The 18,564-nt window shown below is 72.0% G+C and carries 19 protein-coding genes; 4 read left to right on the top strand and 15 right to left on the bottom strand.

The features are described from left to right. Positions 1–223 precede the first annotated feature (223 nt). From HCJ93_RS01975 to HCJ93_RS01960, 4 genes are all read left to right on the top strand, one after another. Entirely contained in the window at positions 224–1,144 is a 921-nt protein-coding gene (locus tag HCJ93_RS01975; RefSeq protein ID WP_167990499.1) for a 5'-3' exonuclease, read from the top strand. A gap of 111 nt (positions 1,145–1,255) precedes the next feature. Further along, complete coding sequence (locus HCJ93_RS01970) at positions 1,256–2,104, top strand: siderophore-interacting protein (RefSeq protein ID WP_167990497.1); 849 nt, start codon at positions 1,256–1,258, stop codon at positions 2,102–2,104. A gap of 118 nt (positions 2,105–2,222) precedes the next feature. Continuing rightward, on the top strand, positions 2,223–2,627 hold the full coding sequence (locus HCJ93_RS29990) for a hypothetical protein (RefSeq protein ID WP_309141285.1): 405 nt from the start codon (positions 2,223–2,225) through the stop codon (positions 2,625–2,627). A 51-nt stretch (positions 2,628–2,678) separates the two neighbouring features. Then, entirely contained in the window at positions 2,679–3,683 is a 1,005-nt protein-coding gene (locus tag HCJ93_RS01960; RefSeq protein ID WP_167990496.1) for an RluA family pseudouridine synthase, read from the top strand. Here HCJ93_RS01960 and HCJ93_RS01955 read toward each other — a convergent pair. The 15 genes from HCJ93_RS01955 to HCJ93_RS01885 form a co-directional block, all read right to left on the bottom strand. Continuing rightward, complete coding sequence (locus HCJ93_RS01955) at positions 3,677–5,317, bottom strand: cytochrome P450 (RefSeq protein WP_167990494.1); 1,641 nt, start codon at positions 5,315–5,317, stop codon at positions 3,677–3,679. The genes HCJ93_RS01960 and HCJ93_RS01955 overlap by 7 nt on opposite strands. A 64-nt stretch (positions 5,318–5,381) precedes the next feature. Then, entirely contained in the window at positions 5,382–6,002 is a 621-nt protein-coding gene (locus HCJ93_RS01950; RefSeq protein WP_167990492.1) for a GTP-binding protein, read from the bottom strand. Beyond that, positions 5,983–6,387: a DUF742 domain-containing protein gene (locus HCJ93_RS01945; protein WP_167990491.1), complete on the bottom strand. Its 405-nt coding sequence runs from the start codon at positions 6,385–6,387 to the stop codon at positions 5,983–5,985. The genes HCJ93_RS01950 and HCJ93_RS01945 overlap by 20 nt, the downstream gene beginning before the upstream one ends. After that, positions 6,384–6,791 (bottom strand): roadblock/LC7 domain-containing protein, encoded by a 408-nt coding sequence (locus HCJ93_RS01940; RefSeq protein ID WP_167990489.1) that lies wholly within the window; start codon positions 6,789–6,791, stop codon positions 6,384–6,386. The genes HCJ93_RS01945 and HCJ93_RS01940 overlap by 4 nt, the downstream gene beginning before the upstream one ends. Continuing rightward, on the bottom strand, positions 6,788–8,407 hold the full coding sequence (locus HCJ93_RS01935) for a sensor histidine kinase (protein WP_373563544.1): 1,620 nt from the start codon (positions 8,405–8,407) through the stop codon (positions 6,788–6,790). Before HCJ93_RS01935 ends, HCJ93_RS01940 begins: the two co-directional genes overlap by 4 nt. 426 nt (positions 8,408–8,833) lie before the next feature. Then, on the bottom strand, positions 8,834–11,644 hold the full coding sequence (locus tag HCJ93_RS01930; protein WP_167990486.1) for a DEAD/DEAH box helicase: 2,811 nt from the start codon (positions 11,642–11,644) through the stop codon (positions 8,834–8,836). A gap of 146 nt (positions 11,645–11,790) precedes the next feature. After that, the gene (locus tag HCJ93_RS01925; RefSeq protein ID WP_167990484.1) at positions 11,791–12,681 is read right to left on the bottom strand and encodes a diacylglycerol kinase; all 891 of its coding nucleotides are present in this window, start codon (positions 12,679–12,681) and stop codon (positions 11,791–11,793) included. Between the two features lie 30 nt (positions 12,682–12,711). Beyond that, entirely contained in the window at positions 12,712–13,650 is a 939-nt protein-coding gene (gene tatC / locus HCJ93_RS01920) for a twin-arginine translocase subunit TatC (RefSeq protein ID WP_167990482.1), read from the bottom strand. A gap of 47 nt (positions 13,651–13,697) precedes the next feature. Next, positions 13,698–13,979 (bottom strand): Sec-independent protein translocase subunit TatA, encoded by a 282-nt coding sequence (gene tatA, locus HCJ93_RS01915; protein WP_167990480.1) that lies wholly within the window; start codon positions 13,977–13,979, stop codon positions 13,698–13,700. Between the two features lie 282 nt (positions 13,980–14,261). Continuing rightward, on the bottom strand, positions 14,262–14,456 hold the full coding sequence (locus tag HCJ93_RS01910) for a hypothetical protein (RefSeq protein ID WP_167990479.1): 195 nt from the start codon (positions 14,454–14,456) through the stop codon (positions 14,262–14,264). Between the two features lie 99 nt (positions 14,457–14,555). Continuing rightward, positions 14,556–14,849, bottom strand: a complete 294-nt coding sequence (locus tag HCJ93_RS01905; protein ID WP_167990477.1) for a hypothetical protein — start codon at positions 14,847–14,849, stop codon at positions 14,556–14,558. Between the two features lie 85 nt (positions 14,850–14,934). Next, positions 14,935–15,930 (bottom strand): helix-turn-helix transcriptional regulator, encoded by a 996-nt coding sequence (locus HCJ93_RS01900; protein ID WP_167990475.1) that lies wholly within the window; start codon positions 15,928–15,930, stop codon positions 14,935–14,937. An 18-nt stretch (positions 15,931–15,948) separates the two neighbouring features. Beyond that, entirely contained in the window at positions 15,949–16,902 is a 954-nt protein-coding gene (locus HCJ93_RS01895) for a helix-turn-helix transcriptional regulator (protein WP_167990474.1), read from the bottom strand. A gap of 115 nt (positions 16,903–17,017) precedes the next feature. Next, the gene (locus HCJ93_RS01890; protein WP_167990472.1) at positions 17,018–17,389 is read right to left on the bottom strand and encodes an FKBP-type peptidyl-prolyl cis-trans isomerase; all 372 of its coding nucleotides are present in this window, start codon (positions 17,387–17,389) and stop codon (positions 17,018–17,020) included. Positions 17,390–17,450: 61 nt separating this feature from the next. After that, positions 17,451–18,452, bottom strand: a complete 1,002-nt coding sequence (locus HCJ93_RS01885) for an FKBP-type peptidyl-prolyl cis-trans isomerase (RefSeq protein WP_167990471.1) — start codon at positions 18,450–18,452, stop codon at positions 17,451–17,453. Between the last annotated feature and the right edge of the window lie 112 nt (positions 18,453–18,564).

Below are 18,564 nucleotides of genomic sequence, written 5' to 3'. Positions count from 1 at the left end.
GAAAAGGGCGACGCCGGGTCGAATGTGTGAACGGCATCGCGCCGGGGCGGCGCCTCCCCGGTTTTGCGCAGGGCAAACGTTGTCGTGCGGCACCTCACAGTGTTCGCGCAGGACGCAACACGTTGCGGTGGGCGATTCCGAGCGCGACCGGGACGGGGGGCACGGTGCGCCCGGCGGCCGCGGGGTACGGGGCGCTGTCGGTGGCGTGGGGCATGATGCGGACGTGACCGGACGACTGATGCTTCTCGACACCGCCTCGCTGTACTTCCGGGCCTATTTCGGCGTCCCGGACACCGTGCGGGCTCCCGACGGCACCCCGGTGAACGCCGTGCGCGGGCTGCTGGACTTCATCGACCGCCTGGTGCAGGACCACCAGCCGGACCACCTGGTGGCCTGCATGGACGCGGACTGGCGCCCGCACTGGCGGGTGGAGCTGATCCCCTCCTACAAGGCGCACCGGGTCGCCGAGGAGCACGCCTCCGGCCCGGACGTGGAGGAGGTGCCGGACACGCTCTCGCCGCAGGTGCCGGTCATCGAGGAGGTGCTGGACGCCATCGGCATCGCCCGGGTGGGCGTCGCCGAGTACGAGGCGGACGACGTGATCGGCACGTACACGGCGCGGGCGAAGGGCCCGGTCGACATCGTCACCGGCGACCGGGACCTGTATCAGCTGGTGGACGACTCCCGCGGGGTGCGGGTGCTGTACCCGGTCAAGGGCGTGGGGACGCTGCAGATCACCGACGAGGCGGCGCTGCGCGCCAAGTATGGGGTGGACGGGCGCGGGTACGCGGATCTGGCGCTGCTGCGCGGCGACCCGAGCGACGGTCTGCCGGGCGTGCCGGGCATCGGGGAGAAGACGGCGGCCAAGCTGCTCGCCGAGTTCGGCGATCTGGCCGGGATCCTCGCGGCCGTGGACGACCGGAAGGCCAGGCTCACGCCGACGCAGCGCAAGCGGCTGACCGAGGCGCTGCCGTACCTCGCGGTGGCGCCGAAGGTGGTCAGGGTCGCGGACGACGTTCCGCTGCCCGACGTGGACACAACATTGCCGAAAACTCCGCGGGACCCGGCGGCGGTGGAGGAGCTGGCGGCCCGCTGGGGACTCGGCGGCTCGCTCCGGCGCCTGCTGACGACCCTGGCGCGCTGAGGCCCCGCGCACGCGGGTCACTCCACGCGTTCTCAAGATCGGCCGGGTGTGCGGTGTTCTCCGGCACGAGGTGCTAGGTTAGGTAACCCTAACCAATACAGGGAGGCCTCCATGGCAGAACGACCGGGACGCCGTCCGCGCCGGCTGTACTCCGCGCAGGTCGCCCGCACCGAGCGGCTGACCCCGCACATGCAGCGCGTGGTGCTGGGCGGCGAGGGTCTCGCCGGATTCACGGCCGACACCTGCACCGACCACTATGTGAAGCTGCTGTTCCCGGTCCCGGGCGTGGCCTACCCGGAGCCTTTCGACCTGGAACGCATCCGCGCGGAGTTCCCCCGCGACCAGTGGCCGGTCACCCGGACGTACACCGTGCGGCACTGGGACCCCGAGCACCGCGAGCTCACCCTCGACTTCGTGCTGCACGGGGACTCGGGCCTGGCCGGCCCCTGGTCGCTGCGCGCCCGGCCCGGCGAGACCGTCCGCTTCGTGGGCCCCGGCGGCGCCTACGCGCCCGATCAGGAGGCCGACTGGCATCTGCTCGCCGGCGACGAGAGCGCGCTGCCCGCCATCGCCCGCTCCCTCGAGGCGCTCCCCCGCGGCGCGCGGGTGCATGCCTTCGTCGAGGTCCAGGGCCCCGAGGAGGAGCAGAAGATCGACTCCGACGCGGAGATCACCTGGCTGCACCGGTCGGACCGCCCGGTCGGCGAGGCCCTGCTGTCGGCCGTACGCGCCCTGGACTGGCCCGCCGGCCGCGTCCACGCCTTCGTCCACGGCGAGGCCCACTTCGTGAAGGAGCTGCGCCGCCTCCTCCGCGTCGAGAAGCAGATCCCCCGCGAGGACCTCTCCATCTCCGGCTACTGGCGCCTCGGCCACAACGAGGACGGCTGGCAGGCCTCCAAGTCCGAGTGGAACGCCCGCATCGAGGCGGAGCAGGAGCAGATCCGGGCAGCGGCGAGCTGAGGCCCGCCTGCCCCGTGAGCCGCACCCCCGCCCGGCCGGGTGAACCGGAGGGGGGCGTGCGGCCGTGGCGGCGTGGCGGCTCGGTCCGGTGTGCGGGGCTGCTTCAGGATCCGGGCGCGTGGCACACACCTTCGACGAGATCGTCGCCAAGCAGCGCGCGGCCGATGCCGCGTACGCCCGCGTACGCCATCTGCAGGAGACCTACGGGCCGCCCACCGCGGCCAAGTGGAGCGAGCAGCAGACCGCCACCTGGGAGACGGCCTGGCGGGCCTGGCGGGACCTCGCCCGTGACGTCCATGTGGCGGTGAGCGACTACGCCCGGCAGGAGGACGTCCCGCGCAGGGAGGTCGAGACCCGGGTGCGGGAGGCGGTGCTCCGGTCCGCGGAGCCGGGCGCGAAGACTCCGGGACCGACGACACCGGCTCCGAAGACGCCGGGCTCCCGGCCGCCGGGTTCAGCCACTCCGGGGGCGGACGACTCGACGGCCGAAGGGCCCGGGGGCTCCGGGGCGCGGGAGTCCTGACGGCCCGGGCGCCGGGGCCCGGGGTGGGCCGGGCTCGTAGGCTTGGCGGTCGTGAGACGCAGGCGAATGGTTCCGCCCGCTCCGCTGCCGCAGCGGGAGGGGGTCGACCCGGTGCGGGTGCGGCTGCCGGCCGGCGGGACGTGGCGCACGGTCCGGGACCATCTGGTGGAGCGGCTCGCGGCCGGGCCCGGTGTGGTGGACTCGATGTTCGACGCCGGGCAGATCGTCGGGGCGGACGGGCGGCCGGTGCCCGCGGACACGCCCTACCGGCCGGGGCTGTTCGTCTGGTTCCACCGGGAGCTGCCCGAGGAGGTGCCGGTGCCGTTCCCGCTGGAGGTCGTGCACCGGGACGAGCACATCGTGGTCGCCGACAAACCTCACTTCCTGGCCACCACCCCCCGCGGCCGGCATGTCGCCGAGACCGCGCTCGCCCGCCTGCGCCGCAGGCTGGGCATCCCCACGCTCAGTCCCGCGCACCGGCTGGACCGGCTCACCGCGGGCCTGGTGCTGTTCACCGTGCGTCCCGAGGAGCGCGGCGCCTACCAGAGGCTGTTCCGCGACCGGGGGGTGCGCAAGGAGTACGAGGCGGTGGCACCGTACGACCCGGCGCTGGACCTCCCCCGGACCGTGCGCAGCAGGATCGTGAAGGAGCGCGGTGTGCTGACCGCCCGTGAGGTGGCCGGTGAGCCCAACGCGGTCAGCGAGATCGCCCTGCTGGAGCACCGTGCGGACGGGCTGGGCCGGTACCGGCTGGTGCCGCACACCGGCCAGACTCATCAGCTGCGGGTGCACATGACCGCCCTGGGCGTGCCCATCCTCGGCGACCCGCTCTACCCGGAGGTGACCGGCCCCGTACCGGCCGACGACTTCCGGCGCCCGCTGCAACTGCTGGCACGGACACTGGAGTTCACCGACCCGGTGACCGGTGCCGCGCGCCGCTTCCGCAGCGGGCGAGTGCTCGCGGCCTGGGCCTCCTACGAGAACTGGACCGCCGGCCGGTCCGGCGCGTCCGGTCAGTCCGGTCAGTCCGGCGAATCCGGCCGGTCCGGTCAGTAGAGGTCGCCGCGCCACCAGCGCAGGAACCGCTGCCACAGGTTCCGCGGCGGGGCCGGCGCGGCGGGCGGCGGCGGGGGGACCAGCTGCGGCGGCTGGGGTGCCGGGGGCTGCTGCGCCGTTGCCGCAGGTGCGGCCGGAGCTGCCGGCGCGGCCGGCGCGGTGGGTGCCGTCGGTTCGGTCTGCTGCCGGGGCACCGGGACCGGGGCGGCTGTGGCGGTGCGCCCGGGACGGACGCCCGGCTGCGGAACCCGCTGCGCGGAGGGACGGGAGTGCGGCGCGAACGGGTCCGGCCCGCCGATGTGCCAGTCGGTGGCCGACGGGTCCCGCTTGGCGTCGTGGTTGGGCCGCTCGTTGATGTCCTGCGGCTCGCGCGGAGTGAAGTACACCGGCAGCTCCACCAGGTGCCGCGAGGCGATGGACTCGGTGTAGCGCAGCTCCTCCTCGTCGATGCTCAGCTCCACGTCGGGCAGCCGCATCAGCAGCGCGTCCACACCGATCTCGGCGATCACACGCCCGATGTCCTGGCCGGGGCACTCGTGCGGGCCGCCGCTGAAGGCGAGGTGGGCGCGGTTGCCCATCATGTCGGCGGTCGGGTCGGGCCGCACGCGCGGGTCGACGTTGGCGGCGATCGGCGCCAGCAGCAGACCGTCGCCCCTGCGGATGCGCTGCCCGCCCAGCTCGGTGTCCTGCTTGGCGAAGTAGGCGAAGATCGTGCTGAACGGCGGCTCGTCCCACAGCAGCTGCTCCACCGCCTGAGGAACGGTCATCTGCCCGCCGTTGAGCTGGGCGCGGAAGCGCGGGTCGATCAGCACGGTGCGCAGCACATTGGCGAGCAGGTTGGCGGTGGCCTCGTAGGCGGCGATCAGCACCACCCTCAGGTGCTCGCGGACCTCGTCGTCGGTGAGCCCGGCCGGGTGGGTGATGAGATGGCTGGCGAAGTCGTCCTGCGGATGCGCCCTGCGCTGTGCGGTGAGCCGCCCGAGCGCGTCCATGATGTACGCGTTGCTGGCGATGGCGGTCTCGGTGCCCCGCAGCATGTCCCGCGCGGCCTGCACGATCCGGTCGTTGTACTCGTCCGGCATGCCGAGGATCTGGCACATCACGGCCATCGGCAGATGCTCGGCGTACTGGCTGACGAGCTCGGCCTCCCCCGCCTCGCAGAAGGTGTTGACGATCCGCTGGGTGGCGCGGTTGATGTGGCGGCGCAGGGTGCGGAAGTTGAGCGTGGCGACGGCGGAGTCGATGGCGCCGCGCAGCCGGGTGTGCTCCTCGCCCTCGGCGTGGGCGCACATCGGCTGCCAGGCGATGTGCGGCATCAGCGGGTGGTCGGGCTTGACCATGCCCTCCCGGAGCGGGGACCAGATGCGGCTGTCGCGGGTGAAGACGGTGGGCGTGCTCACCATGTGCAGGTTCTCGGCGTGGCCGAGGACGATCCACACGGGCACGTCGTCGTGCAGCAGCACGGGCGCCACCGGGCCGTGCTCGGCCCGCAGCTCCTCGTACAGCTTCTTCAGGTCGTCCGACTCGTGCAGCCGGGCCAGCCCCCCGGGTCCCCGCCCGTGTGCGGGGCAGCCGGGGGGCGGGGTGAGCCTGGAGGCGTCCGTTCCGGTCGGGGGGTGGGTTTCTGACGTCACAGTGGTCGCTCCGGGAATGAGGGACGAAGGGAGTGAGGCGGTGCGTGGGGGGCTGGTGCGCGGGTCAGGTGAGCGAGCCCGACATGGCGAGCGAGTGCAGGAACCGCATGAGGGTCAGCAGCACGTCCCGGCTGGAGGCGCGGCGCCGCACGTCGCACTCCACGATCGGCACGTCCTCGGGCAGATCGAGCGCGGTGCGCAGCTCGGGGATCGGGTACCGGGGCGCGTCCGGGAAGGTGTTGACGGCGACGACGAACGGCACGCCGCGCTCCTCGAGCCGGCCCATCACGTCGAAGCTGACCTCCAGGCGACGGGTGTCGACCAGCACGACCGCGCCGAGCGCGCCCTCGAACAGGCCGTTCCACAGGAACCAGAAGCGCTCCTGGCCGGGGGTGCCGAACAGGTACAGCACCAGCTGCTCGGTGATGCGGATCCGGCCGAAGTCCATGGCCACGGTGGTGGCGGTCTTGGACGCGGACCCGAAGTTGTCGTCGACGCCGATGCCGGCCTGCGTCATGGTCTCCTCGGTGGTCAGCGGTCTGATCTCGCTGACGGAGCCGACCATGGTCGTCTTGCCGACCCCGAAGCCGCCCACGATCACGATCTTGGCCGCGGCCTGCGCGGTCTGCGGCAGCCGGTCCTCGGTGCGGGGGCCCGGGACGGTCTCAGAGCCTTTGAAGTCCATGCATCACCGCTTCGAGAAGGGAACGGTCGGGCAGCGCCTGGCGGACGATCGGGGCGCGTGCCTGGACCAGTTCCGCCGTCAGCATCTCGGTGAGCAGTGCGGTCACCGCGCTGAACGGCAGGTTCAGGTAGGCCGAGAGCTCGGCCACGGACAGGGGGGCGGAGCAGAGCCGGAGCAGCGCCGCCTGCTCGGGGGTGGCGGAGCTCGGCGGGTCCGGGGACGTGGCGACGATCAGGGTCACCAGGTCGAGTTCGGCCCGTTCGCCCTCGGGGTCGGCGACGACGTAGATGCGCTCCGGGTTGCTCTTCGGGCCCTTCTGGGTCTCGGCGGACCGGGGAGGCGGGTCCTCCCCCGGTGTGCGCCGTGTGCGTTGCGGAGGAGTCATACGGCCTGCCCGTTCCTTCGGGGCGGGGTGGTGAGATGGGCGCCGATGCGGACCACGAGGTCGCGCATCATGCCGCTCATGCGGCCGGGTTCGCAGGTCATGTCGGAGAGCACCGCGAGGTAGGCGTTGTCGCCCGCGGCCATGAGGTAGAAGTAGCCGCCCTTGAGCTCGATGAGCACCATCTGCATCTCGCCGTCGCTGTAGGGCAGTTCCTGGGCGACGGCGCCCGCGAGGCTCTGCACGCCGGCACAGGCGGCGGCGACCCGGTCGGCGGCGTCCTGGTCGCCGCCGTAGCGGGCGAGGCGCAGACCGTCGGCCGAGAGCACCACGACCATCTCCACGCCGGGTGCGCCGTCGGCGAGTTCCTTGAGCATCCAGTCGAAGTTGGCTCGTTGCCGGATCACTTGAGGTCCCCCTCGTCGTCGGCCTCGGTACGGGCCGGATCGTTGATGAGATGCAGGTAGGCGGTGGGGTTACGGGTGAAGTCGGTGGGGTGGACGCCGGGTTCCAGGCCCTCCTTCAGGCCCTCCCAGAAGGCGTCGACCCACAGACCGGGCTCGCGCTTCTCCTCCTTCTTCCCGGGTTCCGGCTCGGGGGTGGACTCGGCCCTGGACCAGATGGTCTTCTCGCCGCGCGCGGCGGCCTCCCGCTCCTCGCGCTCCGCGGCGGCCTTCTCCGCGTAGCGCTGGTGCATCGGGGTCTTGACCCGGCTGCGGCGCTGCGGCAGTCCGTTCGGGGTCCACTCCGTGACCTCGGGGACGTCGTCCTCCATGGGCACCGAGGCGGGGACGCGGGGGCTGGTGGGGCGGCGCTTCTTGGGGGCGCGCTTGGGGCCGGGGAGCATGTCGACCGGCTGGGGCACGGAGGTGGCGCCGATGCCGTGCGCGAGGCCGACGCCGGGCTCGTCGGTCAGCATGTCCTTCGGCACGATCAGTACGGCGCGGATGCCGCCGTAGGCGGAGGGCCGCAGCGAGATCTGCATCTTGTACTGGGCGCAGAGCCGGCCCACCACGGAGAGGCCGAGCCTGGGGTTGGCGCCGATCTCCTGGATGTCGTTGCCGGCCATGGCCTGCTCCAGCATGCCCTCGAGCCGGGCGCGAGCCTTCTCGTCGAAGTTGACGCCGGCGTCCTCGATCTCGATGGCGACGCCGGTCTGCACCTCGATCGCGGTGACGTGCACCTTGGTCTGCGGCGGCGAGTAGCGGGTGGCGTTGTCGAGGAGCTCGGCGACGGCGTGGATGACGGGTTCGACGCAGATGCCCTTGACGTTGACCTTGGCGATGGACTTCAGGTCGATGCGCCGGTACTCGAGGATGCGGGACATGGCGCCGCGCAGCACGCTGTAGAGCGCGACCGGGTGGGGCCACTGACGTCCGGGGCGGCCGCCGCCGAGGACGGAGATGGAGTCGGCGAGGCGGCCGATCAGCGCGTTGCCGTGGTCGATGCGCAGCAGGTCGTCGAAGACCTCCGGGTTGCGCCCGTGGTCCTCCTCCATCTCCCGCAGTTCCTCGGCCTGCTGATGGACGATGGACTGGACACGGCGGGCGATGCTGACGAAGGAGCGCTGGTTGGAGTCCCGCAGGGTCTCCTCGTAGTCGATGATGGACAGCACCCTCTGCAGCAGGTCGAGCTGGTACTGCGGCAGGTGCTCCCAGGCCGGGTTGAGCCGGGGCAGGTCGCGCAGCACCTCCCGGACCTCGTTGCCGCGGTGCATGTGGTCGAGCGCGGCGGGCAGCACCTCGTCGGTGAAGTGCTTCGTCTCCGTGTCGTGGGCGGCGATCCGGGCCTCCAGATACGCACGGTGACGCTCGAACTCGGCTCGGGCGTTGCGCAGCTGCCGTCCGCGGCGTGCGGACTCGGCCGACGCGGCGGTCACGAGCAGGGTGGCGACGGCACCACAGACTCCGACGGCGATCCGGGCGGGCTCCGTCACCAGGGCGACGGCGGCTCCGGTCGCCGCGGCCATCAGTATGGCCGGCAGCAACAGCACGCGCGCATAAGGAAGTTGGTCACTCGCCATGTGGGCCCTCTGAAACAAGTCGGCTGATGGTTCGGGGAACTAGCGGGTCGGAACTGGCACATTGGGGAACAAGCGCACGAATTCACCCCAACTCGGTGCGCTGCGGGCGAGCTTAGTCCGACCGGATCATCGCCGAGTCATATTCAGCAAGTGCCTGAAACGGGACCGGGGACAGGAGTACCCTCGGGTCATTTGCACGCTGCGCCAGCGTTCGAACACGAGCCGTCACCGCGTACGCGCGTACGAAAATCGCTCACCGTAAGGGGTGAGGAAGGGCCCTCGGCGGGCGGCCCACTGAGCCTTTCCCGGCCGGAGGGCGGTGATGCGCCCGGCGGGGGGCGCACAGGATGCGAGAGCCCGGCGCGCACGATGCACGCCGGGCTCTCGAGCTCGGGCGGGGCCGGTCCGCCGATGCGGCAGGAGGAGTCAGCCCACGGAGGAGTAGGCCACCACCCCGCGCAGCAGCTGGTCGACCGCCCTGCGGGCGTTCCTGGCGACCGTCGAGCCCTCCACCGCGGGCGCGGCGGCCGCGATCTGGCCGAGCACGTCGATGACCTGCTTGCACCAGCGCACGAAGTCACCGGCCGGCATCTCCGCCTCGCGCAGCACCTCGTCCAGCCCCCTGCCCGAGGCCCACATGTACGCGGCCCAGGCGAAGCCGAGGTCGGGCTCGCGCTGGCCCACGCCCTCGGTCTGGCTGATGCGGAACTCCTCCTCCAGGGCGTCGAGCCGGCCCCAGATGCGCACCATCTCGCCGAGCGCCGCCTTGGCCCGGCCGGACGGCAGTTTGGGCGCCAGCGCGTCGTCGCCGACCCTCGCCTCGTACACCAGGGCCGAGACGCAGGCGGCGAGTTCGGCGGGGGCGAGCCCCTCCCAGACGCCCTCGCGCAGGCACTCGCTGGCCAGCAGGTCGAGTTCGCCGTAGAGGCGGGCGAGGCGCTTGCCGTGCTCGGTGACCTCGTCGCCGCGCAGATAGTCCATCTCGGTCAGCAGCGCGACGATCCGGTCGAAGGTGCGGGCGATGGTGTTCGTCCGGCCCTCGATGCGCTGCTCCAGCCGCGTGGTGTCGCGCAGCAGCCGGTGGTAGCGCTCGGCCCAGCGGGCGTGGTCCTCGCGGTCGTTGCAACCGTGGCAGGGATGGGCCCTGATCGCCTTGCGCAGCCGGGCGATCTCCCGGTCGTCGGCCGCCTGGGAGCGGCGCTTGCGGTGCCGCTCCGGAGGGATGTGCCCGGCCTTGGTGCGCAGCGCCGAGGCGAGGTCGCGACGGGACTGCGGGGAGCGCGGATTGAAGGACTTCGGGATCCGCATCCGCTCCAGCGGCTCGACCGGCACCGGGAAGTCCACCGACGCCAGCCGCTTGACCTGCCGTTCGGCGGTGAGCACCAGCGGACGCGGGCCGTCGTGATACTCCAGACCGCGGTGGCCGTTGGTGCGGCCCGCGGGCAGCCCCGGGTCGAGGACCAGGGCCAGGCCCGCGTGCCGGCCGGCGGGGACGTGGATCACGTCGCCGGGCCGGAGCTTCTCCAGCGCGACGGCCGCCTCGGCGCGGCGCTGGGCGACGCCCTGCCGGGCCAGCTCCGTCTCCCGGTCCTTCAGTTCGCGGCGCAGCCGCGCGTACTCCTCGAAGTCGCCGAGGTGGCAGGTCATGGAGGCCTTGTAGCCGGCCAGACCCTCCTCGTTGCGCTGCACCTGCCGCGAGATGCCGACCACCGACTTGTCCGCCTGGAACTGCGCGAACGACGTCTCGAGCAGCTCACGGGAGCGGTGCCGGCCGAACTGCTCGACCAGGTTGACCGCCATGTTGTACGACGGCTTGAAGCTGGAGCGGAGCGGATAGGTGCGGGTGCCGGCGAGACCGGCGAGGTGCTCGGGGTTCATGCCGCGCTGCCACAGCACCACCGCATGCCCCTCGACGTCGATGCCGCGCCGGCCCGCCCGGCCGGTCAGCTGGGTGTACTCGCCGGGGGTGATGTCGGCGTGCTGCTCGCCGTTCCACTTGACCAGCTTCTCCAGCACCACCGAACGGGCGGGCATGTTGATGCCGAGGGCGAGGGTCTCGGTGGCGAACACGGCCTTGACCAGACCGCGCACGAACAGCTCCTCCACGACCTCCTTGAAGGTCGGCAGCATGCCCGCGTGGTGGGCGGCGATGCCCCGCTCCAGGCCCTCCAGCCACTCGTAGTAGCCGAGGACGTGCAGGTCCTCGGGCGGGATGGAGGCGGTGCGCTCCTCGACCAGGGCGCGGACCTCGGCGCGGGCCGCCTCGTCGTTGAGCCGCAGGCCCGCGTACAGGCACTGCTGGACGGCGGCCTCGCAGGCGGCCCGGCTGAAGATGAAGGTGATCGCGGGCAGCAGGCCCTCGGCGTCGAGCCGCTCGATGACCTCGGGCCGGCTGGGCGTCCACACGCGCGAGCGCTGCCGGCGCTCCCGCTCGCGGTCGGCGTCGCGCATGGCGCGGCCGCGCCTGCGGTCGCCGTAGGAAGGGCGGCTCGCCTCCAGGCGGGCCATGCGCAGCAGGTCGGGGTTGACGGCCCTGCGCTGCCCCTCCCCCTCCTCGAACAGGTCGTATATGCGGCGGCCGGCCAGCACGTGCTGGAACAGCGGCACGGGCCGGTGCTCGGAGACGATCACCTCGGTGTCGCCGCGGACCGTGTCCAGCCAGTCGCCGAACTCCTCCGCGTTGGACACCGTCGCCGACAGTGACACCAGGGTCACCGACTCGGGGAGGTGGATGATCACCTCCTCCCAGACGGCGCCGCGGAAGCGGTCGGAGAGGTAGTGCACCTCGTCCATCACCACATAGCCGAGGCCGAGCAGCGTCTGGGAACCGGCGTAGAGCATGTTCCGCAGCACCTCGGTGGTCATCACGACCACCGGCGCCTCGGAGTTCAGGCTGTTGTCGCCGGTGAGCAGGCCGACCTTCTCGGCACCGTAGCGGCGGCACAGGTCGGCGTACTTCTGGTTGGACAGCGCCTTGATCGGCGTGGTGTAGAAGCACTTCTTGCCCTGTTTCAGGGCCAGGTGGACGGCGAATTCGCCGACGATCGTCTTGCCGGAGCCGGTGGGGGCCGCCACCAGCACTCCCTTGCCCGCCTCGAGAGCCTTGCAGGCCTCGATCTGGAAGGGGTCGAGGCCGAAGTCGTACATCTCGCGGAAGGAGGCGAGCGCGGTGGCCTGCTCGGCAGCGCGCCTGCGTGCTGCCGCGTACCGCTCGGCCGGTGAGAGGTCCTGAGTCATCGTTCTTCGAGCGTACCGGTCCGCACCGACAACAGGACGATCATTGACGTGATCGCTCCCGGCCGGGGGCCGCATCCGCCCAGCTCAGGGCCGCACGGCTCGGGGCACCGCGACCGCCGGAGCCGGTAGCACCACCGCAGCCCGGTTCAGGGACCGACCACTCGCACCGCCGCCGGGACGCAGCGGGCGGTCAGCGGGAGGCGGCCCACCGGCTCGCCGTCGGCGTAGGCGGTCACGTCGTCGGCGGCCAGTTCGACGGACGAGGCACGCAGCACGGTGACCACGGGGTGGTCGACATGGGTGCCCCGGTAGACCCTGGGGAACACCCGCAGCAGCGTGGCCCGGCTGCACGCGCCGACCACGGTGATGTCGAAGAGCCCGTCGGAGAGGTCGGCGCCGGGGCATATCCGCATGCCGCCGCCGTAGGACGGGCCGTTGCCGACGGCCACCAGAGTGGCCTCCACTTCGCGCACCTCGCCGCCGTCCAGCGTGATCCGGTACGGCAGGGGCCGGAAGGCGGCCAGCTCGGCGACCACGGCCACGTCGTACTTGTAGCGGCCGAGCGGCATCCGCAGCCGGTTGCCGCGGTCGTTGACGCGGGAGTCGAAGCCGGACGCGAGCACCGCACCGAACCAGCGGTCGCCGACCCGCCCGAGGTCGATGTCGCGCACCCGGCCGCACTTCAGGGCGTCGGCGGTCATCCGGCCGGCCGCGGCCGGGTCCCGCAGCGGCAGTCCGAGGGACCGCGCGAAGTCGTTGCCGGTCCCGGCGGCGATCAGACCGAAGGGGGTGCCGGTGCCGACCACGGCCTGCAGGGCCAGATGCGCCATGCCGTCGCCGCCGACGGCGACCAGCGCACCGGTGCCCTGGTCGACGGCCTTGCGCGCCTGGTCCAGTGCGTCCTCGGGGCCGTCGCCGAGGACGGTGCGCACGGAGAATCCGGCGGCCCGGAACGCGGCGGCGGCCGGCTGCGCCGCGCGGGCGCCCCGGCCGCGTCCCGCGGTGGGGTTGACGAAGAGGGTGATCTCGCTGGTCACGGAAGGACCATACGAGGTCCGGCCGGTTCGTCAGGTCACGTCGTCATAACCGTTGACCCGGTCCTTGCTGCTCTGCTCGGGCAGCGCGGCCACGGGCTCGGCCGGTTCGACCGGCTCGGGCGTGAGGTCCAGCTCGGAGGCCTCGTCGTCGCCGGGCCCCATGGCCTCGATGCGGCGCCTGCGCCGGTCGTTGAGCAGGGCGACGGCGACCGCGCCGAAGTACAGCACCCAGATCGGTCCGGCCAGCGCCAGCATGGTCAGCGGGTCGGTGCTCGGCGTGGCGATCGCCGCGAACAGCGTGATGCTCAGGATCATGCCGCGCCACCAGCCGAGCATGCGCTTGCCGCTGAGGCTCCCGGTGAAGTTCAGCATGATCAGCAGCAGCGGCAGCTCGAAGGAGAGGCCGAAGACCACGACCATGCGCGTGACCAGGTCGAGCAGGTCGTCCAGCGGCAGCAGGTTGTCCACGCCGAACGGCGTGAACTCGATGAGCACCTTGGCGGTGGTGGGCAGCACCCGGTAGGCGAAGTAGGCGCCGCCGACGAAGAGCGGGACGCCGGTGGCGACGAAGGCGTAGGCGTACTTCTTCTCGTGCCGGTGCAGCCCCGGCGCGACGAAGGCCCACAGCTGGTAGAGCCAGATCGGCGAGGCCAGCACCACGCCGGCCATCAGGGAGACCTTCAGCGCCAGCGTGAAGGGGGTGAGCAGACCGTTGATGGTGATCCGGGCGCACTGGGTTTCCTCGTCGAGCTTGGCCAGCTCCTCGAAGGACTGCTGGCACCCGACCGCCCTCAGGATCGGCTCGGTGAAGAAGTTGATGATCTCGTTGTAGAAGAAGGCCGCGACGACCGTCACCAGGACGATGGCCACCAGCGCCTTCGCGAGCCGGTTGCGGAGCTCACGGAGGTGTTCCGCGAGGGGCATCCGCCCTTCGGGATCCTTCTCCTGCTTGCGGGCAGACTTGAGCAACCCACGTTCCCATCTCGTGCGGCGGGCCGGTACTCACCGGCCCTGCGTCAGCGCTTGGTCGTGTCCGTCGGCTCCGTCACCGGGCGGGAACTGGTGACGTCGCCGGGGGCGGCCTGGATGGTGCGCTGCGCCGGGGGCTGCTCGCCCGGGTTCGGCGGGTCGGCCGGGGCGGAGGACTTGTCCTCCTTCATCGCCTTGGCCTCGCTCTTGAGGATGCGCGCGGACTTGCCGAGCGACCGCGCCATGTCCGGAAGCTTCTTCGCGCCAAACAGCAGGATGATGACGACGAGGATGAGAATGATCTCGGGGGCTCCGAGCTTTCCGAACATAAGTCTTTACCTTCTCACCGAGGCTGCTGGGGGTGGCGGTGCTGTCCGACCGGCCGGACAGCTGTCCGATCGATCGTGTCGTGCAGCGATCGTAACTCTCGGGGGTGAACGCGAGGCAATCCCCGTGCATCCCCCGCACGTACTCCCGTCCGCGGACCGGGCCTCGTTCTCCGGGCCGCATCAGCAGCGTACCTGTCGGCGGCGGCGAGGTGACAGGGCGAAGCGGTGCAAGCCGTGTCAGAGACGTACCGGCCGCACACCGAGAGCTGACGGAGGGTGCACTCAGAGTGCCTCGGCCGAGCGTGCCGCACCGGCCGCCGCCCGCTCCAGGTCCTCCGCGGCGCGGCTGATGCGGCGCGCGGACTCGGAGACCTGTCTGCCGAGCCGCTCGGCCTCCAGGAACACCCGGACGGCGAACACCCCCAGGACCACGAGTCCCAGAAAGCCCAGAGCAACCGCGAACATCGGCCAGAACATGAGGCGAGCCTAGACCGTGCCGGGCACGGGGCGTGCGCGGGGCCTCGCCGCGGGTCTCACCACGGGAGTCGCCCGCCGCCCGCCCTCCGGGAGACAGTTCTACGCGGTCGAGTGCAGCCGCAGGGTGCGCACACCGCCGCCGGTGAGCAGCTGCACGATCCGCTCCCCCGCCGGCTTGCGCACGGCCGCCCCGCAGTCGGGGCAGGTGAAGGAGTAGAAGGTGGTGCGGCTGCTGGCGCCTATCGCCAGCCGCAGCGCGCTCGCGGAGAGCTCGAACCGCCCCCGGCAGTCCGGGCAGCCCGCCCGGAACCTCACCGGGGCCGCGTTCCGCATCCCGGCGAAAGCGGACGCCACCGTCATCCCCCGCGCTCCGGACGTCGCCGACTCGCTCAAAGCACTCGCTCCTGCCTGTCGTCCTGCCTGCCGCCCGCGGCCGCCCGGCCCGTCGGTGCCGCGGCCCGCTCCACCGGTCGCCGCCTCACCCGGCCGCCTCGACCCCGTCGTAGGCCGCCAGCGCCTCGCGGGCCGCCTGCCGGGCGCTCTCGGCCAGCTCCCGGGGCTCCACGATCCGCCCGTCCCGGCCGAGCCGCAGCGCCAGCCGGCGCAGGGACGCCGGATCGGGGGTGCGCAGGGTGATCCGCAGACCGCCGTCGGGCAGCTCCTCGGCGCTGTCGTGCGGGTAGTACTCGGCGACCCAGCGCCCGCCGGGGCCGACCTCCACCACCACCTCCGGGTCCTCCGCGGCCGGCTGCACCAGCCCCGCCGAGAGGTCCCGCAGCTCGATCTCGGGCGGCTGTGACGGCTCGTCCAGAATCTTGATCTCGGCGACCCGGTCGAGCCGGAAGGTGCGGCGCGCCTCGGAGCGGCGGCACCACGCCTCCACATACGTGTGGCCGACGCTGACCAGGCGGATGGGGTCGATCTCCCGCTCGGTGACCTCGTCGCGGGCGGGCGAGTAGTAGCGGATCCACAGTCTGCGCCGCTCGGAGATGGCCCGGTCCACGTCGGCGAAGACGCCGCCCTCGGACTCGAAGGTCACCGACAGCCGGGAGCTGGCGCCTGCCGCCTCGCCGGCCGCCGCCTCCACCTTGGCGGTGGCCCGCAGCAGCGCCTGGCGGTCGCTCTCCCTGAGGCCGGGCAGTGTGGCGACGGCGCGGGCGGCGACCAGCAGGGCGGTGGCCTCGTCGGCGGCGAGCCGCAGCGGCTCGGCCGTCTCCGCGCCGAGGGCGGCGGGGTTGTGCCACCAGATGCGCTCGCCGTCGGTGTCGATGTCCAGCAGATCGCCGCCGCGGAAGCTGGTGCCGCACATGGGCAGCACGTCGAGGTCGGAGACCAGCTCGTCCTCGGTGATGCCGAAGGCGCGCGCCACGTCCTCGATCCGGGCGCCGGGCCGCTCCCTGAGGTAGGTCACCAGGGACAGCATCCGCCGGGTCTGGTCGATGGCGTTCACGGTCCTGGCCGGTTTGCCTGCCACGTCTCTTTCCGCTCCCCCTCAGCCCTTGGCGACGGCGCGCAGCCGGTCCACCACGTCGGCCCGCAGCTCGGCCGGCTCCAGGACCACCACATCGGGGCCGAACTCCACCAGCCAGGCGTCCAGGCCGTGCCCGTACGGAATCTCCAACTCGTCCCAGCCGTCGCCGCGTTCCCGCACCGCGGTGGCCTTCGCCCGAAGGGGGTAGCCGGCGCCGGAGCGCAGCAGGATCCGCGCGGAGCGGTCGGCGATCTCCCCCGCCCAGCTCGCCACCGTCTCGCGCACGGTGACGACGTCGGGCACCGGGGCGGTGAAGCGGCCGGTGCGGGAGCGGACCTTGCCGGTGATCCTGGAGAGCCGGAAGACCCGCTCGGCCCCCCGGTCGCGGTCCCAGCCGGCCAGGTACCAGTGGCCGCGCCAGCACTCCAGCGCCCAGGGCTCCACATGCCGCTGCTCCGGCTGGGCGGCGGTGGCCTTGCGGTAGTCGAAGACGACCGGGCGGCGGTCGCGGCAGGCCAGCATCAGCGGTTCGAACGCGGCCTCGTGCACCGGGATGCGCGGCTCCAGGGCGCTGTGCGCGCCGTACGGGTCGACGTCCTCGGGGAGTCCGGCGGCGCGCAGCTTCTGCAGGGCGCCGCTGGCCGCTCCGGCCAGCCGGGCCTGCTGCCACACCTTGGCGGCGAGTCCGAGGGCGGCGGCCTCCTCGGCGTCCAGGGTGATGGGCGGCAGCCGGTTGCTGTCGCGGCGGGCCAGGTAGCCGGCCTCGCCGTCGAGGTTCTCCACAATCTCGATGACCAGCCCGAGTTCGCGCAGATCGTCCTTGTCGCGCTCGAACATGCGGTTGAAGGACTCGTCGCTGCCCGCCTCGAGATAGGCCTCGATGGACTCACGCAGCTCGCGCTTGGTGAGCGGTCGCCGCGTCCCGAGCAGACACAGCGCCAGGTTCATCAGCCGCTCGGCCTTGGCAATGGCCATCGACGCCCTTCTCCCTATGGTGCTTACGACCGATGACCGTACCGCTCCGCGGTGTCGCGGCAAAAGCGGAGGGCCCATGCCCGATCAGGCATGGGCCCCGGATGATCGGCTTCGATCAGACTCCGAGCAGATCCACCACGAAGATCAGCGTCTCACCAGGCTTGATCGCCGGGGTGGGGCTCTGGTTGCCGTAGGCGAGGTGCGCCGGGATGGTCAGCTGGCGGCGGCCTCCGACCTTCATGCCCTGCACGCCCTGGTCCCAGCCCTTGATGACCCGGCCCGCGCCCAGCGGGAAACGGAAGGGCGTGCCGCGGTTCCAGCTGGCGTCGAACTCCTCGCCGGTGCTGAAGGCGACGCCCACGTAGTGCACGGTGACCGTGTGGCCCGCCTGCGCGACCTCTCCGTCGCCCTCCCAGATGTCCTTGATCTCGAGGTCCGCCGGGGGCTCGCCGCCCGGGAAGTCGATCTCGGGCTTGTCGATGCTCACGTCAATAGCTCCTGCTTGTCTGCGGAAAGGCGAACACACCCAGTCTTGCATCCCGCCGGGGTCAGAGCTTGGCGAGGATGTCCACGGTGAAGACCAGCGTGGAGTCCTTCTTGATCCCGCTGCCCTGCGGCGGGTTGTCGCCGTAGCCCAGCTTCGGCGGGATGACGATCAGGACCCGGCTGCCGACCTTCTTGCCGGTCAGGCCCTGCGACCAGCCCTTGACGACCTGCTGCAGCGAGAACGAGGTGAGCTGTCCGCGCTTGTACGTGGAGTCGAACTCCTTGCCGCCGTCCCACAGCACGCCCTTGTACTGCACCAGCACGCTGTCCTGGGCGCCGACCTTCTCCCCGTCGCCCTCGATGACGTAGTTCGCCACGAGCTCCTCGGGCGCGGCGGCGTCGGGCACCTTGATGGAGGGGGCCTTGCCGTCGGTGTTGGTACCGACCTTGGGCAGGCCGATGTCGTCCTGGGCCACCTCCGAGCCCTCGGCGCTGCTCCTGGCGTTGAAGGTGCCCTGCACGTCCACCACGAACACCAGCGTGTCGGTGCCCTTGATGCCGGCCTGCGGGTTGCCCTGCTTGCCGTAGCCCCAGGTGGGCGGGACGGCCATCTCGACCCGGCTGCCGGCCTTCTTGCCGATCAGGCCGTAGCGCCAGCCGTCGATGATCTGGCCCTGGGTGAGCGGGAGGGCGAGGCGGGCTCCGCGGTCGTAGGAGTTGTCGAAGACCTTGCCGGTGGCCCAGATCTGGCCGAGGTAGTTGGCCACCACGTAGTCGTTCTCGGCGACCGTGCGGCCGTTGCCGGCGATGACGGTCTTCACCGCGAGGTCCTTGGACGGCTCTCCGCTGCCCTTGGCCACGGTCGGCTTCTCGTCGAACCCCGTGCCGGCGGTGATGGCGGGCAGCGGGCCGTCCACGATCTTCGGCGGGGGCGCGGCCGAGGTCTCGGGCGCCGACGGCTCGGCGCTATCGCTGGCCTTGCCCGAATCACCCTTGTCGTCGCCGCAGGCGGCGAGGGTGACCAGTCCGGCGGGAACGGCAATGAGGAGTGAGCGTCGGCGCACGGTGGGGGCCTCGTAATCGTCGATCTTGTCAGTGGCGTGCGCGCAACTCTACGCAGTGAGAAGGGCGCCGCACGGTGTAACGAACGGCGCCCCTGTCACGTTCCGGAGATTT

Source organism: Streptomyces composti, assembly GCF_012034205.1.
Lineage (GTDB): Bacteria > Actinomycetota > Actinomycetes > Streptomycetales > Streptomycetaceae > Streptomyces > Streptomyces composti.
The sequence above is the reverse complement of the archived record's forward strand: the minus strand, read 5'-3'. Positions and strand labels throughout refer to the sequence as shown.